The sequence below is a fragment of the Denitrificimonas caeni DSM 24390 genome (assembly GCF_000421765.1).
GTDB classification, from domain to species: domain Bacteria; phylum Pseudomonadota; class Gammaproteobacteria; order Pseudomonadales; family Pseudomonadaceae; genus Denitrificimonas; species Denitrificimonas caeni.
This window is the reverse complement of record NZ_ATXQ01000001.1, coordinates 329,213-354,451: the sequence shown is the minus strand read 5'-3', so window position 1 is coordinate 354,451 and position 25,239 is coordinate 329,213. Positions and strand designations below refer to the sequence as shown.

Genomic DNA, 25,239 nt, shown 5'->3' with positions numbered 1-25,239 from the left:
GTAGCGGTAAAATTTGCACTGCAAGACAAACGATCTACGGTGCGCATCATTGCGCGCACCGTAGATCTAACCTCTTAAGAAAGACTGCCTAATGCATTACGGCTAAATGGCAGGATTTCATCTTGACGACCATCGCGTACTTTTTCCGCCCACTCTGGGTCGACCAGTAAAGCACGACCAACCGCTACTAAATCAAACTCTTGCGCGCTAAAGCGTGCCAATAATGCATCTAAGCTAGCAGGCTGCGCGATTTCTTTAGTATTGGTCATGAAACTGGTGAACTCGCTACCATCAAGGCCAACACTGCCAACGGTAATGGTTGGTTTGCCAGTGAGTTGGCGGGTCCAGCCGGCAAGGTTGAGTTCAGACTCAGCAAACTCAGGCTCCCAGAAGCGACGTGTTGAACAGTGGAAAATATCCACGCCAGCATCGCTTAAAGGTTGCAAGAAGGCTTTTAGCTCTTCAGGGTTCTGCGCCAGACGTGCAGTGTAATCTTGCTGTTTCCATTGTGAGAAACGGAAGATAATAGGGAAGTCAGGGCCAACCGCCGCGCGTACAGCTTGGATGATTTCTACTGCAAAACGACCACGGTTAGCCATACTGCCGCCGTAGTTGTCGGTGCGCTGGTTGCTACCTTCCCAGAAAAACTGATCAATTAAGTAACCATGGGCACCATGTATTTCGGCGCCATCCATGCCAATGGCTTGCGCATCTTTAGCCGCTTGGGCAAAGGCGGCAATCACATCATCAATGTCGGCTTGAGTCATGCCATGGACGATTTCTTTGCCATCTTTATGCTTGGCCATCGGCCCGTAACCGGGAACACTAGCGTCGGGCTCAGTGCCTAAGCGACGGACATTACCCACATGCCAAAGCTGCGGCATGATTTTACCGCCAGCGCTATGCACTGCATCCACTACTTTTTTCCAGCCAGCTAACGCATCGTCGCCGTAAAAGCGCGGCACATTAGGATAGCCATTTGCTGCGCAATGATTGACCGTGGTGCCTTCGGTGATAATCAAACCTACACCAGCGGCGGCGCGTTTGCGGTAATACTCAACCACCAGCGGGTTGGGTACGCCGCCTGGAGAAAATGAGCGAGTCATCGGTGCCATCACGATGCGTGAAGGCAAGTTTACTGGGCCGATTTGGAAAGGTTGAAACAGTTGTGCTGGGTTATTCATTAAAAACTCCGCAATCATTTTGAGCAAAATATTATGTGACTATTTATATCGACTAAGACGTTATTGAGCGTCTATGGTTATGCTGTTGGTCACTTTTTGCACTGTGTGGTACAGGTTAAGACATTCCAAAGGAGTCAGAACCATCATCGGTAAAACCGCGTTCTAATTTGATCTTTAAAGTCAGATCAGTTTTTGAGTCGGCGAACTTTAATGCTTCATCAAGGCTAATACGCCCTGCGCTATAGAGCACATAGAGTTGCTGGTCAAAGGTTTGTAGACCTTGTTCTTGTGAGCGAGCAATCGCGCTTTTTAGCTCATCAAGTTGGTCGCGTAAAATTAAATCTTTGATGTAAGGGGTGCCGAGCATCAGTTCAATTGCAGCCACGCGCTTTTGTTCAAGCCCCGGTATTAAGCGTTGACCAATAATGGCCACGAGGTTTTGCGAAACATCGGCTAGAACTTGGCGGCGCGCATCTTCAGGGAAAAAGCGAGCAATACGCTCTAGGGCATGCGTGGTGCTGGTGGCGTGTAAGGTGGCCACACATAAGTGACCTGTTTCAGCGTAATGCAAAGCATGCTGCATGGTGTCTAAGTCACGGATCTCGCCAATCATAATGACGTCTGGCGCTTCCCGTAAGGCGTTATGCAGGGCGGAAGCAAAGCTGTGAGTATCCAGCCCAACTTCGCGCTGATTGACCACCGACTGTTTATGCTTATGCAAAAATTCAATTGGATCTTCAATGCATAAAATATGACCACCAGCATGGGTATTCCGATAATCCAACATCGATGCCAAGGTGGTTGACTTGCCTGAGCCTGCTGCTCCGGTAACGAGGATTAAGCCGCGGCTGAGCATCGATAAACGCTCAAGCATGATCGGCAAGCCTAGGGTGGTGAAGTCCGGTATGACGCTTTTGATGTACCTGACCACCATCGACACTTCACCACGCTGATAAAACACGTTAACCCGAAAGCGCCCTGAGTTTTGCACACCAACGGCAAGATTCATTTCCAGATCGCGTTCGAAATCAGCAATTTGCTTTTGCGTCATCAACTGATACGCCATTTGCTGTACCGATGAAGCAGGCAAAGCTTGCTTACCAATGGCTCGCGACACACCCTCTACTTTCATTTGTGGCACAGCACCGACACTAAAATACATGTCAGAGCCACCTTGCTCATAGAGAAGGTTGAGGTAAGGAAAGACATCGTGAGCGGACATTGCAGACCCTTATTTTTTTAGGAAAAATGCGTCATGCGCTGGCTAAAATGCTGCATATAGCAACCGATACTAGCGGGTTAATAGACGATACAGTAGCAATGCTAATAGAGTTTTCGTATGATGTTTCTTGAAATTGTCTAAATCGCTAAGTATGCCGATAGCCATGCGCCTTTCAGCGGTTTTTTTGAAGAGTTTTGTTCATTTTCTGGCGTTATTTACAATTTATATTAGATTCTGACGAGTCAGTCACGATGTTATCCGCTAAAATGCGCGGCTTTGTACGGTCACTTTAGCTGGCGGCCAATATTCTTATAACGATCAAGGTTTAAATCATGCCACAACAAATCACCTCGCACCTGCCTTCGTATTTATCACCCGACAATCCAGGACCTTGGGGTATTTTCCTCGAGCAGGTGGATCGTGTTGCACCTTATATGGGCGAACTCAGTAAGTGGACAGATACTTTAAAGCACCCAGAGCGCAGCTTAATAGTTGATGTGCCTGTGCGTTTAGATGATGGCAGTATTGCTCATTTTGAAGGTTATCGTGTGCAGCACAGCTTAAACCGTGGGCCAGGTAAAGGTGGTGTGCGTTATCACCAAGATGTCACTTTGTCTGAAGTGATGGCGCTATCTGCCTGGATGTCGGTGAAAACTGCTGTGGTTGGCTTGCCCTACGGCGGTGCTAAAGGCGGTATTCGTGTTGATCCACGCAAGTACTCGCAAGGTGAGATGGAGCGCATAACCCGTCGTTACACCAATGAGATCAGCTCAATTATTGGTGTTAATAAAGATATTCCTGGTCCTGATGTCAACACCAATGCACAAACCATGGCGTGGATGATGGACACCTACTCGATGCATGCGGGTGCAACTCAGCCGGGTATTGTCACCGGTAAGCCTATCGCTTTGGGTGGCAGCTTAGGCCGCGTTGAAGCCACTGGTCGCGGTGTGTTTATTGTCGGTGTGGCAGCAGCCAAAGATGCAGGCATCGACTTGCAGGGCGTACGCATCAGTATTCAAGGCTTTGGTAACGTGGGCGGCACTGCTGCGCGCTTATTCACTGAAGTCGGTGCTAAAATTGTTGCTGTACAAGATCATACTGGCACTATCTATGATGCCAACGGTTTAGATGTGCCTGCGTTACTTGAGCATGTACAGCAGACCGGTGGTGTGGGTGGCGCAGCCAATACCACAGCGATTGCTGCAGATGAGTTCTGGGCGATTGAAACAGATATTTTGATTCCTGCTGCTTTAGAAGGGCAGATTACTAAAGACAACGCAGAGACAGTACGTGCACGCATTATTGTTGAAGGCGCCAATGGTCCAACCACGCCAGAAGCTGATGATATTCTGAATCAGAAGGGCGTGGTGATTGTTCCAGATGTGTTGGCCAATGCCGGCGGTGTGACAGTCAGCTACTTTGAGTGGGTGCAAAACGCTTCATGTTTCTACTGGAGCGAAGAAGAAATCAATCAGCGTCTAGAAACGATTATGAGCAATGCTTATAACTCGGTGTCGGCAACCGCGAGTGAGCATGGCGTATCCTTGCGCACCGCAGCCTTCATTACCGCCTGCACGCGAATCTTAGAGGCGCGTCAGTTGCGTGGTCTCTATCCGTGATCTGCTAATGCTTTTCTAACATGCATAAAAAAGGCCTTCGTAATGAAGGCCTTTTTTGTTTCGTGATTAAATTAGTTGCGTTCGTCAGGAAGCGCAGCAATCACGTCTTCAGCTTGTAAACCTTTGTCACGGTCCATCACGGTGAACTCAACACGTTGGCCTTCGACCAAGACGCGATGGCCTTCACCACGAATAGCGCGAAAGTGCACAAAAATATCATCACCGGAATCGCGGGAAATAAAGCCAAAACCTTTTGAGGTGTTAAACCATTTCACTGTACCTGTCTCGCGGTCGCTGAGGTCTTGCGACAACGGTGCGCTTTTCGTGCTGACTTTGCGCAGGTTCAGCGCCAAGTGTATTACCGCTGCGGCAAGCAATGTCGCTAGGCTAAATAAGGCATTACCCTCTGTGCCGCTGAGTATGAATACTGCTTGCATTGCCGTCGCTACAACGACTAAAGCAGACACTAAACCTTGCAGTTGACGACGACCACCACGCGCCCACGTTGGCAAGATAGGAGCGATTAATAGGTTTGCTAACGCGAAAGATGCGAGGAGTAAAACGGATTGTGGGTTTTGGCTGGGGAGGATAAGAGAGAGCAGCAGTGCTCCGGCGCCAGTAAATAAATGAACAATTTTTAACATATGCAATGGACTCACCTTGATAAGAAACACGATAGATTAAGAAGACCGACTACAAGTACAACTGGTTCAGTTAGCCAAGTTGTTGTCGTGTCTAAGTGATTTAGGATAAAAATCTTAGGCACTATCCTCTTATTAAACAGCAAACACAGTGATGACTCAAACAACTATAGTCGACAATCGAAAAGAGACAGGCTGACACTGTGAACAATCTGACAAATCTATAGCTGATGATAGAGGTTTTCTTCGCTTTCTAGCTTCTCTATAAGGGTTTACAGAGTTTTAATGTGGCTCAAGCGTGGCCGTATTAGAACGACCGTAGCCGTTAGCGCGCTTAGGCTATATAATCAAGGTTTTCTGCGATACCTTCGCGTTGATGCGACTGCATGCTGTAGTGCCGCTTAACGGGTGTCGGTTATTTCACATTTTCTAGGAAGCGAACACCATCATGATGCGCAGCCACTATTGCGGACACTTAAACGAATCCCTTAACGGGCAAACCGTTACTCTTTGCGGTTGGGTACACCGTCGTCGCGACCACGGTGGCGTGATTTTCCTCGATATCCGTGATCGTGAAGGCTTAGCTCAAGTTGTTTTTAATCCAGAACAAGCAGATATTTTCGCGACAGCTGACCGAGTGCGCAGCGAATATGTGGTAAAAGTAACGGGTGTGGTTAATCCACGTCCAGATGGCGCGGTCAATCCTAATATGCCGAGCGGCGCCATTGAAGTGATTGCCACTGATTTAGAAGTGCTTAACCAAGCGGAAACCACGCCTTTCCCATTGCATGAGCATTCGGATGTCGGTGAAGAAACCCGTTTGCGTTATCGCTTTATCGACTTACGTCGTCCAGAAATGGCCGCTAAATTAAAGCTGCGCTCACGCGTTACCACAAGTATTCGTCGTTATTTAGATGACAACGGCTTTCTTGATGTGGAAACGCCGATTCTGACTCGCGCCACTCCTGAAGGCGCGCGCGACTATTTAGTTCCTAGTCGTACCCATGCCGGCAGCTTCTTTGCTTTACCGCAATCACCACAGTTGTTTAAACAGTTGTTGATGGTGGCCGGTGTTGACCGTTACTACCAAATCGCCAAATGTTTCCGTGATGAAGACTTGCGCGCCGACCGTCAGCCAGAATTCACTCAGATTGATATTGAAACCAGCTTTATGGATGAGGCGGACATTATGTCCATCACCGAAACCATGGTGCGTCAGCTGTTTAAAGATGTGCTGGATGTCGAGTTTGCTGAGTTCCCGCACATGACTTATGCAGAGGCGATGCGCCGCTTTGGTTCCGATAAGCCAGACTTGCGTATTCCGCTGGAATTAGTCGACGTGGCTGATCAGTTAACTGGCGTTGATTTTAAAGTGTTCAGTGGCCCCGCCAATGATCCAAAAGGCCGAGTTGCTGCGTTGCGTGTGCCAGGTGCTGGCAGCATGGCGCGCGGTAAAATTGATGAGTACACCAAGTATGTGAGCAACTACGGCGCGCGTGGCTTGGCTTACATTAAAGTCAATGAGCGTGCAAAAGGTGCGGAAGGTTTACAGTCGCCGATTGTTAAATTTATTCCAGAAGACAACCTCAATACCATTCTGGATCGCGTTGGTGCAGTCGATGGCGATATCGTCTTCTTCGGTGCGGATAAAGCACAGATTGTCAGCGATGCACTGGGCGCACTGCGTATCCGTATCGGTCACGACTTAGACTTGCTGACCTGCAAGTGGGCGCCGATGTGGGTCATTGATTTCCCAATGTTTGAAAGCAACGACGATGGTTCGTTGACGGCGATTCACCACCCATTCACTGCGCCAAAATGCTCAGCTGAAGAGTTGCGTGCTAATCCAAGCGTTGCGTTGTCACGCGCTTACGACATGGTTCTTAATGGTACTGAGTTGGGCGGTGGTTCTATTCGTATTCACGACCGTACCATGCAACAAACTGTATTTGAGATTCTCGGTATTGAAGCAGCCGAGCAGCAAGAAAAGTTTGGCTTCTTGCTCGATGCGCTTAAGTACGGTGCGCCACCGCACGGTGGTTTGGCCTTCGGTTTGGACCGTTTAGTGATGCTGATGACTGGCGCGCAGTCGATTCGTGAAGTGATTGCCTTCCCGAAAACGCAAAGTGCTGCCTGTGTCATGACGCAAGCACCAGGCACGGTTGATGCCACGGCATTGCGTGATTTGCATATCCGCTTGCGTGAGCAGCCAAAGGCTGAGTAATAGTATCCAGAGTGGCGTTGCGCTGTACTGCGGTGTGCTGAATCAGTCCTGCAGTACAGTCAAAGGCAACGCCGAGTTACCGACAGTACAGAGATAAAACGGGAGTTGTTATGGCTGGGCATTCCAAGTGGGCAAATATTAAGCACCGCAAAGAGCGTCAAGATAATAAGCGCGGTAAAATTTTCACGAAATTGATTCGTGAATTGACCGTTGCTGCGAAACAAGGTGGTGTGCCTGCCGATAATCCACGTTTACGTTTAGCCGTTGATAAAGCGCTGAGCGCCAATATGACCCGCGATACCATTGACCGTGCTATTGCTCGTGGTGTTGGCGGAGCCGATGGCGATAACGTTGAAGAGTTGGCTTACGAGGGTTATGCACCCAATGGCGTAGCAGTCTTTGTAGAAACCATGACCGACAACCGTAACCGCACCGCTGCTGAGATTCGTCATGCGTTTAATAAGTACGGCGGCAACCTTGGTACCGATGGTTCTGTGGCTTATTTGTTTGAACGCAAAGGGCAGATTTGCTATGCGCCAGGCGTCGATGAAGAAGCCTTGATGGATGCTGCGTTAGAGCTTGGTGCGGATGATATCGTGATCAATGATGATGGCTCGGTTGAGGTGCTCACCAGCTTTGTTGATTTTATCAGTGTCAGCGAAGCCCTCACTGCTGCAGGTTTTGTAGCAGAAGAAGCGGAAGTAACAATGATTCCGACCATGACAGCGGAATTGGATTTAGAGGGCGCAGAAAAGGTCATGCGCTTGATTGATGCGTTAGAAGATTTGGATGACGTGCAAAACGTTTATTCGAATGCAGAAATTCCAGATGATGTGATGGAGCAACTCTAAGCTTAGGTTTGCACCGCACTGTCTAAACCTCTGGTTGCTTGTATATACGGGCCCAGAGGTTTTTTATTGGTGTGTAGTATGGCTGCACACTTAACACACTGCGTTAACACGCGAACAAAGGCTGCCCAGATGACGCTTATTTTAGGCATTGACCCAGGCTCGAGAATCACCGGCTACGGCATCATTCGCGATACTGGACGTGGCTGCGAGTACGTTGCCTCAGGTTGTATACGAACAGGCACAGGGGAGCTACCAGAGCGCCTCAATGCAGTGTTTGCAGGGGTCAGCGAGATCATTCAAACCTATCAGCCAGTGACCATGGGTATTGAACAAGTGTTTATGGCACGCAATGCTGATTCGGCGTTAAAACTAGGGCAGGCCCGTGGTGCAGCAATTGTGGCGGGGGCACAAGCTGGCCTTGCGGTATCTGAATACAGCGCCACACAAGTGAAGTCAGCGACTGCTGGGAGTGGTCGCGCCGCTAAAGAACAAGTGCAAATGATGGTCATGCACTTGTTAAAGCTCACCAAAAAACCACAAATTGATGCCTCAGATGCGCTAGCGATTGCGTTATGCCATGCTCATCATCGACAGACGTTACTACCGCATGGTTTATCTGCGGCGAAGTTGCGAGGGGGGCGATTGAGTCTCTAAGCTGCATCTCTGCAGCCCTATTGAGATATCTAATCTAATCGAATCAGTGACAGAGTTGTTTGTATAAAATACTGTCACGGGCGACAAATTCTACTTTGCTTGTTGCTGGCTTGCTGTTTTGTGGCACTTGTAGCTGCTCGCCGGTTGTGCAATTGAGCACATACGGCTGGCTCTCTAAACGCTCAATATAATCGTTGATAAATTCGTAGCGAATATATTCAACCAGTCGCTGCCCATCTTGACGAGTCTCTCTGACTTTGCCGTCCAGCACAACAAAGGATGAAACAGAAGGCAAAACGTAGCTCCAAGGTCTAAAGAAATTGCTAGCTCGACCCTGTTCAGTAATCACCGATTCCGCTGGGAGTTGGCCGCGTTTTAAGGAAAACCAATTGTAATCGTAATAAGCTAAATAGCTGAGCATGCCGATACCTGCGCACACAGGAATAATCCATGAAGGCAGCTTGTTGCGACTGAGTTTTCTCAGTGCAAAAGCAAAAGCGCCTACACACAAACCGATAATAAAAACTGCAAGCAAATGCCAAATCATACACAGTACTCTAGATAAAAAGAGGGCCTCCATAAGGAAGCCCACTTTGTTGTTGATCACCAATAACTAATTGATCAGTGTATTCATTGCCTTATTAAGGGTAACGAACACTTTCAACCATTTTTTGGATCTCTTCTGAAGGTTCTTCTGTTGCATAGGATACAGAGATTGCAACGATAAAGTTGATCAATGCACCGATACAACCGATGGACAGTGGGGAAATACCCATGATCCAGAACTCAGGTGTGTTCGGGAAGGTGTTGGTGCCCGGAATAAAGAACCAGCCAAGGTACATAAAGATATAGCAGATGGTGAATAGTGCACCAATGCTCATACCGGCTACCGCACCTTTAGCGTTAATCCGCTTGAAGAAAATACCCATCATCAGCGTTGGGAAAATGGAAGAAGCCGCCATTCCGAACGCTAGAGCCACCGTTTGCGCGGCGAACCCAGGCGGATTGATTCCCAGCCAGGTGGCAATCAAGATCGCCCCCACCATGGATATCCGTGCCGCTAGCATTTCTGCTTTATCGGAAATACTCGGGAACAGGGTGTTTTTAATCAAGTCATGGCTGACCGCAGAAGAGATGGCTAAGAGCAGGCCCGATGCTGTCGACAGTGCAGCGGCAATACCGCCCGCGGCCATCAAACCAACAATCCAACCTGGCATGTTACCAATTTCAGGCAGCGCCAAAACCAAGATATCGTTGTTGATGGTGAGCTCATTACCTGCCCAGCCACGCTCAACAGCGGTGGTTTCATTGAACTCAACGTTCTTGTCATTGTAGTACTGAATGCGACCGTCGTTGTTTTTGTCTTCGAAAGTCAATAGACCCGTGAGCTCCCACTTTTCGAACCACTCAGGACGCTCAGCGTACACTAGAGAATCTTCTGAAGTCTCACCTGGATAAATAGCATCCAGCAAGTTCAAGCGTGCCATGCCGGCCAGCGGTGGCGCAGTGGTGTAGAACAGAGCGATAAACACTAATGCCCAACCTGCAGACCAGCGTGCGTCAGAGATTTTTGGCACAGTAAAGAAGCGAATGATGACGTGTGGTAAGCCAGCAGTACCCACCATTAAGGTTAAGGTGAACAGGAACATGTTCCATTTGTTTTCTACGTCAGCGGTGTAATCTTGGAAACCAAGGTCACGTACCACAGCATTTAGCTTATGCAACAAAGGCTCACTTGTACCAGCCACATCACCGACAAAACCGACTTGTGGTAGGAAATGTCCTGTCATTTGTAGCGACAGATAAATAGCAGGAATGGTGAAAGCAAGAATCAATACAATGTACTGAGCTACTTGTGTGTAAGTCACCCCTTTCATGCCGCCCAATACTGCGTAGAAGAACACTACCACTGCCGAGATGATCAGTCCCATCGTGCTGCTTACTTCTAAGAAGCGAGCAAAAGCAACGCCGGCACCGGTCATTTGACCGATCACATAGGTCAGTGAAATCATAATCAAGCAAACCACCGCCACTAAGCGCGCAGTTTTACTGTCATAACGTGAACCTACGAAATCCGGTACCGTATATTTACCGAAACGACGCAGGTAAGGCGCTAGTAAAGTAGCTAAGAGTACATAGCCACCGGTCCAGCCAAGGATAAAGGAAGAGTTGACGTAACCGACTGAAATCAGACCGGCAACCGAGATAAAGGATGCTGCTGAAAGCCAGTCAGCCGCCGTGGCCATGCCGTTCATTACCGGGTGCACTTCACCACCGGCGATATAAAACTCGCGAGTAGATTTGGCACGTGCCCAAATCGCAATCCAAGTATAGATTGCGAAAGAGCCGGCAACAAACAGCATGTTGATCATGAATTGACTCATAGTTTACTCCTCCAAGCCGAATTTTTTATCGAGCCTGTTCATTTTCCAAGCATAGAAAAAGATCAAAACTACGAATGTGTAAATTGAGCCTTGCTGGGCAAACCAGAAGCCCATGTCTGCGCCACCGATATGAATACCCATGAGCCAGGGACGCAGTAGCATTCCGAAACCATAGGACACCGTAGCCCAGATACAGAGCGTGATAATAATCAGCCGCACGTTAGCCGACCAATAGGCTTTGTTTGATGCTTCTTTAGAATCAGTCATGACAACTGCTCTCCATTTATTGTATTTAGAATATGGATAATTCTCATTACAGAGAAATATACGACTTCCACTATGCTAAAAATAAATAAAAACGGAAGACTATACTTTGGTATGGATTTTTAAGAATATAAAATTATCTATTAAAATCAATAGCTTATGTTTTTTTATATTTATTTAAATGAGCTTTTTTTGTTGCAATGCAACTAACGTATAGAGATTTTCTTGAGGTTTTTAATTGTTTTCTCAGATGAGGATTTTGTTTTCGTGTTTATTTTCTATATTTCATATAGGTGAAGATTTAAATTAAGTGTTTTTATATTTTTTAAAAAATAATTTTTAGGGTTAAAAATATCTACTTTACTGTCGTTAAAAATAATTTTTATTCAAATGAGCTGATTTGGCTGTTGCGGGTGTAGGCTAAATTTATTGTAGGAAACCGCTTGAAATCTTAACAATCACCTACATTATATAAAGCATGAGAGTGAGTGTAGGTTGCCAACGGCTGATGACCCGACTCACCGTATTAATTATGAGGATTAAGAATTATGCGAATTGATCGATTTACTAGCCAGCTACAACTTGCACTGTCAGATGCACAGTCATTAGCAATTGGGCTCGACCATTCATCCATTGAACCGCTGCACTTGATGTCGGCATTGCTTGATCAACAAGGTGGTGCCATTCGTCCTTTGCTAATGCAAGTGGGTTTTGATGTAAAAAGCTTGCGTGAAGCACTGACCAAAAGTCTGGATCAGTTGGCAAAGTTGCAAAACCCTACTGGCGATATCTCTATGTCGCAAGATTTGGCACGTTTACTCAATCAAACCGATCGTCTGGCGCAGCAAAAAGGCGACCAATATATTTCCAGCGAGCTGGTGTTGCTGGCAGCGATGGATGCGAATACAACTTTAGGTAAAATTCTTTTAGCGCAAGGCGTTAGCCGTCAATCGCTAGAGAATGCGATTACTAACTTGCGCGGTGGTGAGGCTGTCAACGATCCAAATGCTGAGCAAGCTCGTCAGGCGTTGGATAAATACACCATTGATTTAACTAAGCGTGCTGAAGAAGGCAAGCTTGACCCTGTGATTGGTCGTGATGAAGAGATTCGTCGAACCATTCAGGTGTTGCAACGGCGCACCAAAAACAACCCAGTTTTGATTGGGGAGCCTGGTGTGGGTAAAACAGCGATTGCGGAGGGTTTAGCGCAGCGCATTATTAATGGTGAAGTGCCGGATGGTTTAAAAAGCAAACGTCTCTTGTCATTGGACATGGGTGCGCTGATTGCGGGTGCTAAATACCGTGGTGAGTTTGAAGAACGTTTGAAAGCTTTGCTCAATGAAGTGGCCAAACAAGAAGGCCAGATCATTCTGTTTATTGATGAGTTACACACCATGGTCGGTGCAGGTAAAGGCGAAGGTGCGATGGATGCCGGTAATATGCTTAAGCCTGCGCTGGCGCGTGGTGAGTTGCACTGTGTGGGTGCCACGACTTTAGATGAGTACCGTCAGTACATTGAGAAAGATGCAGCACTGGAGCGTCGTTTCCAAAAAGTTCAAGTGGACGAGCCAACTGAGGAAGACACCATTGCTATCTTGCGCGGCTTAAAAGAGCGTTATGAAGTACACCACGGTGTGACTATTACTGACGGTGCAATTATCGCCGCGGCAAAGCTTTCGCACCGTTATATTGCTGATCGCCAATTGCCGGATAAGGCCATCGACTTGATTGATGAAGCGGCCAGTATGATCCGCATGGAAATTGACTCTAAGCCTGAAGCTTTGGATCGTTTAGAGCGTCGTCTGATTCAATTAAAAATTGAGCGTGAAGCACTGAAGAAAGAAGATGATGCGGCGACGATTAAACGTCTGGAAAAACTCAAAGAAGAAATTGCTGAGTTGGAGCGCGAATACGCGGATTTAGAAGAAATTTGGAAGGCTGAAAAATCTGAAGTACAGGGCTCGGCACAACTGCAGCAAAAAATTGAACAGGCTCGACAAGAGATGGAGTTGGCGCGTCGTAAAGGCGATCTTAACCGTACCGCTGAACTGCAATATGGTGTGATTCCAGATTTGGAGCGCAGCCTAGAAATGGTTGATCAAAATAGTAAAGTGGAAAACCAGTTGCTGCGCAATAAAGTCACCGATGAAGAAATTGCCGATGTGGTCTCGAAGTGGACTGGTATCCCAGTTTCGAAAATGCTGGAAGGCGAGCGCGATAAGCTGCTGAAAATGGAAGATCTCCTGCATACGCGGGTGATTGGCCAGAATGAAGCCGTGACGGCAGTATCCAACGCCGTGCGTCGTTCACGCGCGGGCTTATCTGACCCTGATCGTCCAAGCGGTTCTTTCTTGTTCTTAGGCCCAACCGGTGTGGGTAAAACTGAGCTGTGTAAAGCATTGGCTGAGTTCTTATTTGATACCGAAGATGCGTTGATTCGCATTGATATGTCGGAGTTTATGGAGAAGCACTCGGTGGCACGCTTGATTGGTGCGCCCCCAGGTTATGTTGGCTATGAAGAGGGCGGTTATTTAACTGAAGCAGTGCGCCGCAAGCCCTACTCAGTGGTATTGATGGATGAGGTTGAGAAAGCTCACCCTGATGTATTTAACGTACTGCTACAGGTGCTGGATGATGGCCGCTTAACCGACAGCCAAGGGCGTACGGTAGATTTCCGTAACACCGTGGTGGTGATGACCTCGAACTTAGGTTCTGTGCAGATTCAGGAGATGATGGGTGATCGTGAAGCTCAACGTGCGGCAGTGATGGATGCGGTAGGTTCACACTTCCGTCCAGAGTTTATTAACCGTATTGATGAATTAGTAATCTTTGAGCCATTGGGTACTGAACAGATTGCCGGTATCGCTGATATTCAGTTGGGTCGACTACGTAAGCGTTTGGCTGAGCGTGAACTGCGCTTTGAGTTGACGCCAGAGGCGCTCGAGAAACTTGTGGCTGAAGGTTATGATCCGATTTATGGTGCACGACCATTGAAGCGGGCGATTCAACGCTGGATCGAAAACCCACTGGCGCAGCAAATTTTGTCCGGTGAGTTTGAACCTGGCCGAACCATTCAGGCGTTGGTTGAAGACGGTGAAATTGTCTTTAAGTAAATGCTAACGCTGTACTAGCAACAAAAAACGCAACCTTCGGGTTGCGTTTTTTGTTATGAAACTTAATTTTTGAGAGCCCAGCACATGAGCAGTGTTTATTTAGGCTCACGGTAATTTTGTTGCTGTAGTAGATCAATGCCACAGTCGAAACTTTCCACCCAGGTTAAAAAAGCATTGATCATTTCTTTGCCTTTAAATGAACGACCATGTTGCGGAACAATCATTTCGACATCCATTTCACGAACCATATTGGCCCACAAATGGGTCACTTTCTTACTGACCATATAGCGGCGGTGAAAGCCTTCCATAGATGAGATGTGATCGGCAAAGTTGCTGACCGGCTGTGCATCATCTAAAAGTGAGGCGCCCATGTCCCCGGAAAAAAGGATTTTGCTGGTTGGGTCATAGAGCTGAAAATTGCCCACGGAGTGCAAAAAATGTGCAGGAATTGCTTTTAGTTTACTTTTACCTAGGGAGAAAACCGAGCCTTGATCAGGAAGAGCAATCACCCGCTCGCTAGTTGAAATGCCGTGGCTGACGGTTAAATAACCAGCTGTCAAATGGGGTAAAAAACGTGCCCATAACTTTGAGGTAATGACTTTAGCTTTGGTATGTAACAACCATTTATCTAGCGCCGCAATAATGTCCGGGTCTTGGTGAGAGGCAAAAATGTAAGTCAAATCCTGCAAGCTAATGCACTTGGATAACTCCATCGAGAGCGGTGTATAGGTCAGATCACCGCCCGGATCGAGCAGCAAGGATTGGCCGCTATCAGTGATTAAAAACTGGTTGGACTGGATGCCATCGCCAGTGACTAAGTCATCAAACATCAGGCACTGATGACTGCCATTATCAAATAACACAATAGGCTCACGACGCATAATAAACTCACTTATTAAAATAAAGCGGGACTATGCCAGTGCTGTACGGGTTAGAACTGATTTATATCAACCCCAGTGCGTTTTTTGCAACCTCCAATCGTCGCATACGCGCACTGCGTGCAATCTCTAATATTGCTTTATCGCGCTGCCAAGCCTGTGCTGTGGTCTGACAAGAATAAGCATTAAGCGCTTGGGTTATCTGTGCTTGTAAGTCGGCAAATTGCGCTAAAAGACCGGCGAGTAATAGATGGGAGGCTGCTTCTGTATGCGGTTGTTGCAGAGTTTCTTTCAGTCCAGCCAAGACCCCAAGCAGTTGTAACTTCAACTCTTGTGGCCATTGATCGAGCAGGCTTTGTCCATATAACCAAGCGCACAAGGCGGCTAACACATGCGCATCTTCAAGTGTGCGAAAGGCTTTGCTGTAATCATTCCAGCCATCACCGGCTAATACCTGGCACTGAGCCTGCTGAAATTGAACTGAGCTGTGTGGCATATCTGGCAGCATCGCCAGTCTAGGACCAGGTTGCAGAGTTACACCTGTGTTTACGGTTGCGACTAATACCGCAGTGAGGTGGGGCGCTTGCTGATCTGCTTCGTCGCGGGCAAGGATAATCAACCATTGGGCGGCATTGCCGCCGATGACAAAGTCTTTGCGTCCGGTGATATGGCCATCAAGTAGCCGCGTCTGCATATCAGCAGCTTTGCTGGAACCTTGCTCGGTGAGGCACAGTGCGCCGATGCCCTGCGGCGCCGAAGGGACAAGTGCACGTAACGCTGCTTGATAACCGGCGAGAAAAGCTAAGCCTGGAGTGGCAGCTAAACGACCACCGTAAATCGCCATTTCACAACTCTGAGTACCTACTGTGGATTCGCTCAGCTCAGCAAACCATTTACTCATCTCTGTGTGTTGCGAGCGCGGTAATGGGCCGAGCAGGGTAGACCAGTGCATGCAATGTCCTTAATAACGAATAACAAGGGATAAGTGTCGAAGTAACAGTGTGCTAAACCATTGCTTGGCTGGCAAGCGTTACAGTGATTCAAGCTGACTAGACAAACCAAGCACCAGCTAGAGATTGCTAAGCAGCGCTTAGATTGGAGGCTAAATCTGCTAAACTGCGCGTCTTCTGTTTTTGAGACATTAAGTTATGCCGCACGCAGTATCGCGTTTGCGTGATCAACGATTGGCGCGCAGTCAAAAGCCCTTCTTAGCCCGTGGAGCGCATTTAGTCCGCTGCCCGCGCTGTCGCGTCGGTATTCAATACTGCATGTGTGCTTGGCAGCCTAAAGTGACGGCGCACAGCGCAGTGTGCTTGCTGATGTACGATGCTGAGCCGTTAAAACCGACCAATACCGGCTGGCTGATTGCTGATGTAGTGCCAGATACTTTTGCCTTTAGCTGGTCACGTACCGAGATTGATGAAAATATCCTCGCACTCTTGGCCGACCCGCAATGGCAGCCCTACGTGGTGTTTCCTGATGAGTATGTGCCGGTCGAGCGGGTGGTGCGTGATGTACCGCAGGCGGAACTGCAAGCCGCGGGCAAGCGTCCATTATTTGTGGTGCTTGATGGGACTTGGACGGAAGCGCGCAAAATGTTTCGTAAATCCGCTTATCTTGCGCATTTGCCGGTGTTGAGTTTGCAGCCAGATGATATTTCCCGTTATCGCTTGCGTCGCTCAACCCGAGAAGAACATTTGTGTACTGCTGAAGTGACCGCGCTGTGTTTGCATTTGGCTGCTGACGTGGCTGCAGCGCAAGCCTTGGAGCAGTGGTTTGCGCGCTTTAGTCGGCATTATTTAGCTGGGCGCAAACCCCCATCCGTGGCGGAGCAACACGCGCTGCACAACGGTACTGCTTTATAAATAGTGGTTGTTAAGTTTTTTGATTAAACAGCAATACCTGCAGCGCGAAAGTGCTCCACGTATTGCTTGTCAACTTTGACAATATGGTTGGTGAGCCAGCTTTTTAATAGATTTAACGCCTCTACACCCACGGTTTCACCCATGTCGTGACGGGTGAGTAAATCCATCACTTTCTCGCAAAAGATATTGTGCTGGGCCTTGTGCGCGTCACTTTCTGGGTAACCCAAGCGATCAAATATCTCTTCTTCGACAATAAAGTGATTCATGGTGTAGTCCATCAGTTGCTCTAAAATAACACCCAGTTCTGCAGCTTGAGCGTCCCCTGTGCTGAGCAATGCATGCAAGCTGTTGGTGGTATCGACCAACCAGCGGTGCTGCTCATCAATTTCAGCGATACCAATTTCTAAGTGCTCACCCCATGGCATAAAAAGCATTGCGATTCTCTCTTTCTGTTGTTTTTATAATGGCCTCTATATAGCGATAACTCGCACACTTAAGCGTTGACGCTGGTCAATAGAATGTCTGCTGCTGCTGTGTGTGTTTGCCTTGTGATGAGTGGTAATCAAGATTTTTTAGCTATTTTGCTATATAGTTAGCAGGCTAACTAATTTGAAAGCAGATCTAAATGACAACCCAGCAAAAACCGCTGTACGGTATTTTATTGATTCTTTGTGCCGGCAGCTTATTGGCAACTCACGATGGCGTGTCTAAGCATTTAACCCATTTATATCCTTTGGTGATGGTTATTTGGGCGCGTTATACAGTGCAAAGTGTGGTGATGTTCTTACTGTTTTTCCCAAAGATGCGTTGGGCTATCGTGCGTACTCGACGCCCTCTGCTACAACTATTGCGCGCACTAAGCTTGTTGAGCATCAGCGTGCTATTTATTGGTGGCTTGCGCTATATCCCCCTCGGTGAAGCCACCGCGGTGATGTTTTTAGCACCCTTGATTGTGACGGTATTATCGGCAGTCTTCCTGCACGAAAAAATTACCAAAGGGCAGTGGCTGGCGGTGAGTGTTGGCTTCTTAGGGGTGCTGCTGATTGTTCGGCCGGGAGGCGCGTTGTTTACTCCGGCCATTTTATTGCCGATGAGCGCTTCATTTTGTTTTGCCGTCTATCAATTGATTACCCGCCGCTTAGCCAGTACTGATCATGCGGTGACGAGTAATTTTTTATCAGGACTATTTGGCGCATTAGTTCTAACCATGCTATTGCCCGGCCAATATACTTTAGCGCTGCCAACGATTGATTGGGTTTTTATCCTAGTGCTGGGGTTGCTCGCGATGACAGCGCACATGTTATTAACTGTGGCGTTAAAATATTCTAGCGCGGCAACTTTGGCCCCCTTTACCTACATGCAAATTATTTTTGCGGGTCTGATTGGCTATCTGGTGTTTGGCCATGTGCCTGATACGTTGTCGTTGCTGGGCGTTTTGGTGATCAGTTGTAGTGGTCTAACTGTGGCCTATTTACAGCACCATACAGCTACAGATGAGCAATAGGTCTAAACTGTCTAATGCTGTGAGGTGAGGCCTTTGAGCAGATCTTGCAGCTTCGTCAGCTCTATGGGTTTAGCTAAATGACCATCCATCCCCGATTGCACCACTCGCAACTTATGTTCTGGCAGTACGTGTGCCGATAGGGCGAAAATCGGCAAGCGCTTGAGCCCATGACTGGCTTCGTATTCACGGCGTTGTTGGGTCGCAGTAAAACCATCCATGATCGGCATTTCGCAGTCCATCAGCACTAAATCAAAGGTGTCTTTCTGCATCATTGCTAAGGCGATTTGGCCATTGGCTGCCACTTCGACTGTTGCACCTAAAGTGTGCAGTAAACCGCTGATGACTTTTACTGAAATCAAGTTGTCTTCGACAATCAGAATATGTTTGCTGCTCAGTTGCTGCTGGGCTTGACTGCTTGGCGCTTGGCGATCGAGAGCCCGCAGTAAAGTCGTTTTTAAAGTTGAGCCGCTGATGGGCTTCATGAGCACATAAGCAATGCCTGCATTGCGTGTGATAACAGGGTCAGTATCACTGCTGCTGGTCAGCATAATCAGGGTCGTGTCTTTAGCTAGAAGAGGGTCTTCTTTGAGGCGCACAGCGAACTCAATCGCTTTGGTTTTATTGCTGTTTTCACTGATTAAAATAGCTGCAAAACTTTGCCCTTGGTGTGCTTGATTACGCAAATAAGCCATGGCGTCAGTGCTGGATGAGCGCGTAGAAACTTGCAAGCCCCACTCGCTACATTGTTGCGCTAAAACCTTTTGATAAAGTGTGTTGCTGTCAATGATGAGGATTTTTTTGTTATGTAGCACGGCATCATCTTTGCTCGATGTTGGTGCTGTATCGGCAAGGCTAAATGGAATGCTAAAAGTAAATTGATTACCACAGCCCATAGGTTGAATTTTTAAGCTGCCACCCATCAGCCTCAAGAGTTGGTTGGCAATAATAATGCCTAGATTGCCACCAATAAAAGAAGCGCTGAGTAAATCTTTACTGTGCAGTTGCGCAGTGCTGAGGGTATGACGTTCTTCGTCACTTAAAGGATTGCCATTATCTTGCACGCTAAACAAGAGTTGTGAGTTATTGGCGTTATTTTCGACAGTCACACTAAGGATCACTTCTCCTTGCTGAGTGCGTTGGAAAGCATTTTTGAGGATACTCAGCAGGATTTGTCGCAAGCGCACAGGATCACCGATTAATGTCTCGGGCGCTTGGGGTTGTAAAAATACGGCAAACTCAACCTGCTGCTCTCGAGCAGTATGTTCAAAAGCTTGAGTGCATTCGTGTAACAGACTGGCTAAATTAAACTCTGAGTCACCTAGGACAATTTCTTTTGATTCAAGACGCGAGATATCCAGTATCTCGTTAATTAGCGATAGCAGTTCATTGCCTGAACCTTGCAGTGTTTGTGCATAATCACGTTGTTTACTCGACAGTGGCGTGTCTAACAGCAGGGTGGCCATGCCTAATACCCCGCTTAATGGGGTGCGAATCTCATGGCTGATTTTTGCTAACAGCTCCGACTTCGCACGTTGCTCTGCCTGCTCAGTAACGTATTGCTGGGATTGGTTTGAATGTTTAACCCACTGCGCATAATGACTTTCGCTCAGTCCCGCGCTAAGAATAAAGCCTGCCAAGGGCACAGCAATGAGTGCTGTGATAATAGCCATGGTTGGCGAAATAAATGACTCATTGGTAAAAGCTGGCCAGACAGCAATCAGCGCAATAAATAAGATCAGGAAGCCAATCAGTAAGGTGCGGGCAGGACGGTACTTGTTCTGCCATGACAAAAAGAGAGCGCCTAGAATATAAACTGCAGAGCTAATCAGTAAGCAATAAGTGAGCAAGTGTGCATAGCTGGCTTTTAACAGTAATAACGCCACGCCGGCTATGCAGAGTAGCTTCATGTGCCAAGTTATTTGTTGTCTGAGGCGTTTGGAATTGGTGTGTTTGGGGATGCAGTCTAAGCACATGCTATGTATAAACAGCATGCACAAGACAATCGGCGCATAAATAAAATCGCTGCTAAAATTGACGTAAAAAGAGGTGGGTGCGGCTGATATGCTGGCTAAAAAAAACAAGAATAGCAGCAGAACACTCAAAGCAATGGCCAAGAGTAAATTGCTAGTAAAGCGTGCGTAAATATAGCGAATAAGGTTGTAAGAAATGGTGGTTAGCGTGGAACCCAACAACATACCAACGAGTAGAGGGTGTTGCGTGCTGACCGATAGATCACTGAAGTACTGCTGAGTTAAAAAACCAAGTTCGGAGATGTTATCAATATTGAACAGTAGACCGTAATAGCGCGGTACGCTGATCAGCATAAATAACCAGCCAAACATTAAGCTGGCGAGTAAGGCGGCGGTTAGGCGAATAGGATTCACGTCAGTACTTAGCGCCTCAGTTGTGCTGAAAGGCTCTCCATGGGCTTGTGACCATGAAGAGCCTTAGTGCTGGCTAACTGTTATTGCTGCTCACGAGCAATGGCGCGATAGCCAATATCTTTACGGTAAAAACTACCTTCCCAGCTGATTTTTTCAGCCAGTTTATACGCATTGGCTTGGGCCTCGGCAACGCTGTCACCCATTGCTGTAGCGCACAGTACACGACCACCGGTGTTGATGATTTTACCGTCTTTGAGACTGCTGCCAGCGTGGAACACTTTGCCCTCTAACTGCGCGGCGGCATCTAAGCCTTTAATCTCATGACCAGCGCTGTAGTCGGCCGGGTAACCGCCGGAGGCAATCACGACGCCCAAGCTTGGACGTGGATCCCATTGCGCTTCCACCTTGTCTAGTGCTTTAGCCAGCGCAGCTTCAATCAGCAGCACTAGGCTTGACTCTAAACGCAATAAAATTGGCTGAGTTTCAGGGTCGCCAAAACGGCAGTTGTACTCAATGATTTTTGGCGTGCCATCTTTATCAATCATCAGTCCAGCATATAAAAAGCCGGTGTACACATTGCCTTCAGCCGCCATGCCGCGCACGGTTGGATAAATGATTTCATCCAGCACCCGCTGATGCACGGCGTCGGTGACAACAGGGGCAGGAGAGTAAGCACCCATGCCCCCGGTATTGGGCCCAGTGTCGCCATCGCCCACGCGTTTATGATCTTGGCTGGTGGCCATGGGTAAAACGTTTTCACCATCGACCATGACAATAAAACTGGCTTCTTCACCGTCTAAAAACTCTTCGATGACCACACGTGAACCCGCATCACCAAAAGCATTGCCGGCCAGCATATCAATCACCGCTGCTTCGGCTTCTGGCAAAGTCATGGCGACAATCACGCCTTTTCCTGCGGCTAAACCATCGGCTTTAATCACAATCGGCGCACCTTGCTCACGCAAGTAAGCCAAAGCTGGCTCAACTTCAGTGAAGTTGGCATAGCGACCGGTTGGAATGTCGTGGCGCGCTAAGAAATCTTTAGTGAAAGCTTTTGAGCCTTCCAGTTGCGCGGCAGCGGCGGTTGGACCATAGATGTCGAGATTCCGCAGACGGAAGGTATCAACCACACCGGCAACCAAAGGCGCTTCTGGGCCGACAATAGTTAACGCAACATTGTTTTGCTCGGCAAAATCAGCCAATTGATCAATGGCTAATACATCAATGGCGACGTTTTCGCACTTGGCTTCTGTGGCGCTACCGGCATTGCCTGGAGCAATAAAGATTTTCTGTACGCGTGGATCTTGCGCAACCTTCCAAGCCAATGCGTGTTCGCGTCCGCCATTACCGATAATTAAAATATTCATAGAAAACGGTCCTTTAAAGAGCAATTAATGGCGGAAGTGACGCATGCCGGTAAACACCATAGCAATGTCGGCTTCATCGGCTGCAGCAATCACTTCAGCGTCACGCATTGAGCCGCCTGGCTGAATCACTGCACGAATACCCACTTTCGCAGCGTTATCTAAACCGTCGCGGAAAGGGAAGAACGCATCAGAGGCCATCACCGCACCAGCCACTTCTAAACCAGCCTGTTCAGCTTTAATTGCAGCAATGCGTGCTGAGTTAACACGGCTCATTTGACCTGCGCCAACACCGATAGTCTGACGGTTTTTCGCATAGATAATCGCGTTGGATTTAACGAACTTAGCGACTTTCCAAGCAAAGATTAAATCGTGGATTTCTTGCTCAGTCGGTGCGCGGCGCGACACGACTTTGAGGTCTGCAGCAGTGATCATCTGAATGTCACGGCTTTGTACTAATAAACCGCCATTGACGCGTTTGAAGTCCCAGTCAGCACTGCGCTCAGCTGGCCACTGACCGCACTCGAGTAAGCGTACGTTGGCTTTGCTCGCCACCACATCACGTGCCGCTTGGCTGATGCTTGGGGCAATAATCACTTCAACAAACTGACGGTCAACAATGGCTTGCGCAGTCGCAGCGTCCAGCTCGCGGTTAAACGCAATAATTCCGCCAAAGGCTGATTCGCTGTCGGTGGCGTAAGCTAAGTCATAAGCCTTACGGATGCCGCCTTCTTCGTCAGTGGCAACGGCTACACCGCAAGGGTTGGCGTGTTTCACAATCACGCAGGCGGGTTTGACAAAGCTTTTCACGCACTCAAGTGCTGCGTCGGTATCAGCAACGTTGTTAAACGACAACTCTTTACCTTGCAACTGCACAGCGCTGGCAACGCTGGCTTCTTGTGGATGAACTTCGGTGTAAAACGCGGCACTTTGGTGCGGGTTCTCACCGTAGCGCATGTCTTGCGCTTTAATAAACTGGGTATTGAAGGTCTTCGGGAAAGTTGTGCGTTGCTGCGTGCTAAGGGTTTCCGCAGACTGATCAATCGTGCCTAAATAGTTAGCGATCATACCGTCGTAGGCGGCGGTATGCTCAAAAGCTTTCAGGGCTAAGCTGAAACGCTGCGCGTAGCTTAAGCCGCCTGCTTTTAGACTTTCAAGAATATCAGCGTAGTCGCCAGCATTGACCACAATTGCGACATCTTTATGATTCTTCGCTGCGCTGCGCACCATGGTAGGTCCGCCGATATCAATGTTTTCAATCGCGTCAGGCAGTGTGCAACCTGGTTTGGCGACTGTGGCGGCAAACGGGTAGAGGTTAACCGCGACTAAATCAATTGGCTTGATGCCGTGTTCAGCCATGACCGCTGCATCAATGTCGCGACGACCAAGAATGCCACCGTGGATTTTTGGATGCAGGGTTTTTACCCGACCATCCATCATCTCTGCAAAGCCGGTGTAGTCCGCCACTTCGATCGCTGGGATGGCATTCTCTTTAAGTAGTTTAAAAGTGCCGCCTGTCGATAAAATCTCTACGCCTAAGGCGTCTAGCGCTTGGGCAAATTCAACAATACCTGTTTTATCAGAAACACTGATTAAAGCGCGACGAATAGGCGTTTTTGAAGTGTGGTCAGTCATTAGATTTCCTAGCTGTAAACGGCAAGCTGCAGAAAGCCTCTTTGCTGAGGCTGGCAGCGTTATATTTTAAAGAAGATTGTACTGTTTGAGTTTTTTACGCAGCGTGCCACGGTTTAAACCGAGCATTTCTGAGGCGCGAGTTTGGTTACCCTGGACATGCTGCATCACCGAGGCAAATAAAGGCGCTTCAACTTCGCTTAGCACTAAATTGTAAACATCATTAACGTGTGCGCCATCTAAGTGGGCAAAGTAATCATGCAGAGTTTTTTCAACGCAAGCGCGTAATGTTAAGTTCTCTGTGCTGTGTAGAGTTGCAAGCGGCATAGTATTTTTTGTCACGGTAAATATCTCATGGCTGAACGTCTTTATCTTTAGGTTTATGCAGCGTCTTTTAAGCCGAGTGCGCGAAGATGATTAAAGAACATCTGAATCTGATCTTTTTGTGCATTTTCACAGTCAAGCTGATTAAACGTTGTACGAAATTGTTGCGCCTCAGGCAGTTTTGCTAAATACCAGTGCGTATGTTTTCTAGCAATACGTACACCCATCGGTTGTCCGTAAAATTCGTGTAAGAGCTCGATGTGCTCGAGTAAAATCAACTCGAGCATCGCTAATTCGATTGCGGGTAAGTGCTCGCCAGTTTTCAAGAAATGATTGATTTCATTGAAAATCCAAGGACGCCCTTGCGCCGCACGACCAATCAATAAGCCGTCGGCTCCTGTATGTTGGAGTACCTGTTGTGCTTTTAACGGGCTATCAATATCACCATTGGCAAACACTGGGATTGATACAGTTTGCTTAATGAGTGCAATAGTATCGTATTCAGCGTCGCCATTGTAGCGGTCTGCACGTGTGCGGCCATGTACCGCAAGCGCATTGATACCCGAATCTTCAGCAATGTGTGCAATCGTCGCACCATTTTTGTGGTCGCGGTCCCAGCCCGTGCGGATTTTTAAGGTGACCGGTATATCAACCGCAGCGCGTACCGCTTGTAAGATTTCAGCGACCAGCGGCTCGTCTTTCAGCAGTGCAGAGCCTGCGGCTTTATTACAGACTTTTTTTGCTGGGCAGCCCATATTGATATCAATAATCTGTGCGCCAAGCTCAATACATTGGCGTGCGGCCTCTGCGAGCATCTGTGCATCAGCGCCAGCTATTTGCACCGAGCGTGGCTCCGGATCAGTATCCGTCAATAAGCGTAAGCTGGATTTACGGCTCGACCACAGGCGTGTATCACTGGTAAGCATTTCAGATACGGTAAGGCCTGCACCAAAGCGTGCACATAATTGTCGCTGTGGTCGATCAGTAACCCCTGCCATAGGGGCAAGAATCAGGTTGTTAGCTAATGTGTAGGAACCAATACGAACCGTCGACATGGACTTTCCAGCCTGCGCGCTGCTTAAGTGAGGGGGGGGTGAATTGGAGTGCGCTCATGATACCTGCTCTGAAG

At 48.0% G+C, this 25,239-nt stretch carries 21 protein-coding genes; 7 read left to right on the top strand and 14 right to left on the bottom strand.

Going from position 1 to position 25,239, the window contains the following annotated elements; all coding sequences use genetic code 11:
* Positions 1–74: 74 nt before the first annotated feature.
* Both H591_RS0101630 and H591_RS0101625 read right to left on the bottom strand, forming a co-directional pair.
* Entirely contained in the window at positions 75–1,184 is a 1,110-nt protein-coding gene (locus H591_RS0101630) for an NADH:flavin oxidoreductase (protein ID WP_022965197.1), read from the bottom strand.
* Positions 1,185–1,299: 115 nt separating this feature from the next.
* Positions 1,300–2,406, bottom strand: coding sequence for a PilT/PilU family type 4a pilus ATPase (locus H591_RS0101625; protein WP_022965196.1), 1,107 nt, complete (start codon positions 2,404–2,406; stop codon positions 1,300–1,302).
* 332 nt (positions 2,407–2,738) lie between these two features.
* Here H591_RS0101625 and H591_RS0101620 point away from each other — a divergent pair, with 332 nt between their 5' ends.
* Complete coding sequence (locus H591_RS0101620) at positions 2,739–4,028, top strand: Glu/Leu/Phe/Val family dehydrogenase (RefSeq protein ID WP_022965195.1); 1,290 nt, start codon at positions 2,739–2,741, stop codon at positions 4,026–4,028.
* Between the two features lie 71 nt (positions 4,029–4,099).
* Here H591_RS0101620 and H591_RS16220 read toward each other — a convergent pair whose 3' ends face one another.
* Positions 4,100–4,672 (bottom strand): cold-shock protein, encoded by a 573-nt coding sequence (locus H591_RS16220; protein WP_022965194.1) that lies wholly within the window; start codon positions 4,670–4,672, stop codon positions 4,100–4,102.
* A 445-nt stretch (positions 4,673–5,117) separates the two neighbouring features.
* On the opposite strand from H591_RS16220, the gene aspS reads away from it, so the two are divergent.
* The 3 genes from aspS to ruvC all read left to right on the top strand — a co-directional run bounded on the left by aspS (position 5,118) and on the right by ruvC (position 8,398).
* The gene (aspS, locus tag H591_RS0101610; RefSeq protein ID WP_022965193.1) at positions 5,118–6,893 is read left to right on the top strand and encodes an aspartate--tRNA ligase; all 1,776 of its coding nucleotides are present in this window, start codon (positions 5,118–5,120) and stop codon (positions 6,891–6,893) included.
* A 110-nt stretch (positions 6,894–7,003) separates the two neighbouring features.
* Positions 7,004–7,744: a YebC/PmpR family DNA-binding transcriptional regulator gene (locus H591_RS0101605; RefSeq protein ID WP_022965192.1), complete on the top strand. Its 741-nt coding sequence runs from the start codon at positions 7,004–7,006 to the stop codon at positions 7,742–7,744.
* Positions 7,745–7,873: 129 nt separating this feature from the next.
* Positions 7,874–8,398 carry a crossover junction endodeoxyribonuclease RuvC gene (gene ruvC / locus H591_RS0101600; RefSeq protein WP_022965191.1) on the top strand — a complete coding sequence of 175 codons (525 nt, stop codon included), beginning with the start codon at positions 7,874–7,876 and terminating at the stop codon, positions 8,396–8,398.
* Between the two features lie 43 nt (positions 8,399–8,441).
* Here ruvC and H591_RS14595 read toward each other — a convergent pair whose 3' ends face one another.
* The 3 genes from H591_RS14595 to H591_RS0101585 form a co-directional block, all read right to left on the bottom strand.
* Positions 8,442–8,945 carry a hypothetical protein gene (locus tag H591_RS14595; RefSeq protein WP_022965190.1) on the bottom strand — a complete coding sequence of 168 codons (504 nt, stop codon included), beginning with the start codon at positions 8,943–8,945 and terminating at the stop codon, positions 8,442–8,444.
* 94 nt (positions 8,946–9,039) lie between these two features.
* Positions 9,040–10,782 (bottom strand): sodium:solute symporter family protein, encoded by a 1,743-nt coding sequence (locus H591_RS0101590; RefSeq protein ID WP_022965189.1) that lies wholly within the window; start codon positions 10,780–10,782, stop codon positions 9,040–9,042.
* A gap of 3 nt (positions 10,783–10,785) precedes the next feature.
* A complete protein-coding gene (locus H591_RS0101585) occupies positions 10,786–11,049 on the bottom strand; it encodes a DUF4212 domain-containing protein (protein ID WP_022965188.1) in 264 nt (87 codons plus the stop codon).
* Positions 11,050–11,594: 545 nt separating this feature from the next.
* On the opposite strand from H591_RS0101585, the gene clpB reads away from it, so the two are divergent.
* Positions 11,595–14,159, top strand: a complete 2,565-nt coding sequence (gene clpB, locus H591_RS0101580; RefSeq protein WP_022965187.1) for an ATP-dependent chaperone ClpB — start codon at positions 11,595–11,597, stop codon at positions 14,157–14,159.
* 95 nt (positions 14,160–14,254) lie between these two features.
* On the opposite strand, the gene H591_RS0101575 is transcribed toward clpB, so the two are convergent.
* The gene (locus H591_RS0101575) at positions 14,255–15,040 is read right to left on the bottom strand and encodes an oxygen-binding di-iron domain-containing protein (RefSeq protein ID WP_022965186.1); all 786 of its coding nucleotides are present in this window, start codon (positions 15,038–15,040) and stop codon (positions 14,255–14,257) included.
* 61 nt (positions 15,041–15,101) lie between these two features.
* Positions 15,102–15,989 carry an acyl-CoA dehydrogenase middle domain-containing protein gene (locus tag H591_RS0101570; RefSeq protein WP_022965185.1) on the bottom strand — a complete coding sequence of 296 codons (888 nt, stop codon included), beginning with the start codon at positions 15,987–15,989 and terminating at the stop codon, positions 15,102–15,104.
* 196 nt (positions 15,990–16,185) lie between these two features.
* Here H591_RS0101570 and H591_RS0101565 point away from each other — a divergent pair, with 196 nt between their 5' ends.
* On the top strand, positions 16,186–16,902 hold the full coding sequence (locus H591_RS0101565) for a tRNA-uridine aminocarboxypropyltransferase (RefSeq protein WP_022965184.1): 717 nt from the start codon (positions 16,186–16,188) through the stop codon (positions 16,900–16,902).
* A 23-nt stretch (positions 16,903–16,925) separates the two neighbouring features.
* On the opposite strand, the gene H591_RS0101560 is transcribed toward H591_RS0101565, so the two are convergent.
* Complete coding sequence (locus tag H591_RS0101560; RefSeq protein WP_022965183.1) at positions 16,926–17,336, bottom strand: bacteriohemerythrin; 411 nt, start codon at positions 17,334–17,336, stop codon at positions 16,926–16,928.
* A 191-nt stretch (positions 17,337–17,527) separates the two neighbouring features.
* Between H591_RS0101560 and H591_RS0101555 the strand changes: the two genes are divergently transcribed.
* Positions 17,528–18,406 carry a DMT family transporter gene (locus H591_RS0101555; RefSeq protein ID WP_022965182.1) on the top strand — a complete coding sequence of 293 codons (879 nt, stop codon included), beginning with the start codon at positions 17,528–17,530 and terminating at the stop codon, positions 18,404–18,406.
* Positions 18,407–18,417: 11 nt separating this feature from the next.
* On the opposite strand, the gene H591_RS14590 is transcribed toward H591_RS0101555, so the two are convergent.
* The 5 genes from H591_RS14590 to dusB form a co-directional block, all read right to left on the bottom strand.
* Entirely contained in the window at positions 18,418–20,790 is a 2,373-nt protein-coding gene (locus tag H591_RS14590; protein ID WP_022965181.1) for a response regulator, read from the bottom strand.
* Positions 20,791–20,870: 80 nt separating this feature from the next.
* Complete coding sequence (purD, locus tag H591_RS0101545; protein ID WP_022965180.1) at positions 20,871–22,157, bottom strand: phosphoribosylamine--glycine ligase; 1,287 nt, start codon at positions 22,155–22,157, stop codon at positions 20,871–20,873.
* Between the two features lie 24 nt (positions 22,158–22,181).
* Positions 22,182–23,789, bottom strand: a complete 1,608-nt coding sequence (gene purH, locus H591_RS0101540) for a bifunctional phosphoribosylaminoimidazolecarboxamide formyltransferase/IMP cyclohydrolase (protein WP_022965179.1) — start codon at positions 23,787–23,789, stop codon at positions 22,182–22,184.
* 66 nt (positions 23,790–23,855) lie between these two features.
* Positions 23,856–24,113 carry a DNA-binding transcriptional regulator Fis gene (gene fis / locus H591_RS14585; protein WP_022965178.1) on the bottom strand — a complete coding sequence of 86 codons (258 nt, stop codon included), beginning with the start codon at positions 24,111–24,113 and terminating at the stop codon, positions 23,856–23,858.
* A 53-nt stretch (positions 24,114–24,166) separates the two neighbouring features.
* Positions 24,167–25,165 (bottom strand): tRNA dihydrouridine synthase DusB, encoded by a 999-nt coding sequence (gene dusB / locus H591_RS0101530; RefSeq protein WP_022965177.1) that lies wholly within the window; start codon positions 25,163–25,165, stop codon positions 24,167–24,169.
* Positions 25,166–25,239: the final 74 nt, after the last annotated feature.

Bases quoted from the DNA above. Each gene is read 5' to 3' on its own strand.
- H591_RS0101555 (WP_022965182.1), top strand. From the start codon at position 17,528: ATGACAACCCAGCAAAAACCGCTGTACGGTATTTTATTGATTCTTTGT.
- H591_RS0101565 (WP_022965184.1), top strand. From the start codon at position 16,186: ATGCCGCACGCAGTATCGCGTTTGCGTGATCAACGATTGGCGCGCAGT.
- H591_RS0101620 (WP_022965195.1), top strand. From the start codon at position 2,739: ATGCCACAACAAATCACCTCGCACCTGCCTTCGTATTTATCACCCGAC.
- fis (WP_022965178.1), bottom strand. From the start codon at position 24,113: ATGCCGCTTGCAACTCTACACAGCACAGAGAACTTAACATTACGCGCT.
- H591_RS0101625 (WP_022965196.1), bottom strand. From the start codon at position 2,406: ATGTCCGCTCACGATGTCTTTCCTTACCTCAACCTTCTCTATGAGCAA.
- H591_RS0101630 (WP_022965197.1), bottom strand. From the start codon at position 1,184: ATGAATAACCCAGCACAACTGTTTCAACCTTTCCAAATCGGCCCAGTA.
- H591_RS0101560 (WP_022965183.1), bottom strand. From the start codon at position 17,336: ATGCTTTTTATGCCATGGGGTGAGCACTTAGAAATTGGTATCGCTGAA.
- H591_RS0101590 (WP_022965189.1), bottom strand. From the start codon at position 10,782: ATGAGTCAATTCATGATCAACATGCTGTTTGTTGCCGGCTCTTTCGCA.
- H591_RS0101575 (WP_022965186.1), bottom strand. From the start codon at position 15,040: ATGCGTCGTGAGCCTATTGTGTTATTTGATAATGGCAGTCATCAGTGC.
- aspS (WP_022965193.1), top strand. From the start codon at position 5,118: ATGATGCGCAGCCACTATTGCGGACACTTAAACGAATCCCTTAACGGG.
- purH (WP_022965179.1), bottom strand. From the start codon at position 23,789: ATGACTGACCACACTTCAAAAACGCCTATTCGTCGCGCTTTAATCAGT.
- H591_RS0101570 (WP_022965185.1), bottom strand. From the start codon at position 15,989: ATGCACTGGTCTACCCTGCTCGGCCCATTACCGCGCTCGCAACACACA.
- purD (WP_022965180.1), bottom strand. From the start codon at position 22,157: ATGAATATTTTAATTATCGGTAATGGCGGACGCGAACACGCATTGGCT.
- ruvC (WP_022965191.1), top strand. From the start codon at position 7,874: ATGACGCTTATTTTAGGCATTGACCCAGGCTCGAGAATCACCGGCTAC.
- H591_RS0101605 (WP_022965192.1), top strand. From the start codon at position 7,004: ATGGCTGGGCATTCCAAGTGGGCAAATATTAAGCACCGCAAAGAGCGT.
- H591_RS0101585 (WP_022965188.1), bottom strand. From the start codon at position 11,049: ATGACTGATTCTAAAGAAGCATCAAACAAAGCCTATTGGTCGGCTAAC.
- dusB (WP_022965177.1), bottom strand. From the start codon at position 25,165: ATGTCGACGGTTCGTATTGGTTCCTACACATTAGCTAACAACCTGATT.
- H591_RS16220 (WP_022965194.1), bottom strand. From the start codon at position 4,672: ATGTTAAAAATTGTTCATTTATTTACTGGCGCCGGAGCACTGCTGCTC.
- H591_RS14595 (WP_022965190.1), bottom strand. From the start codon at position 8,945: ATGATTTGGCATTTGCTTGCAGTTTTTATTATCGGTTTGTGTGTAGGC.
- clpB (WP_022965187.1), top strand. From the start codon at position 11,595: ATGCGAATTGATCGATTTACTAGCCAGCTACAACTTGCACTGTCAGAT.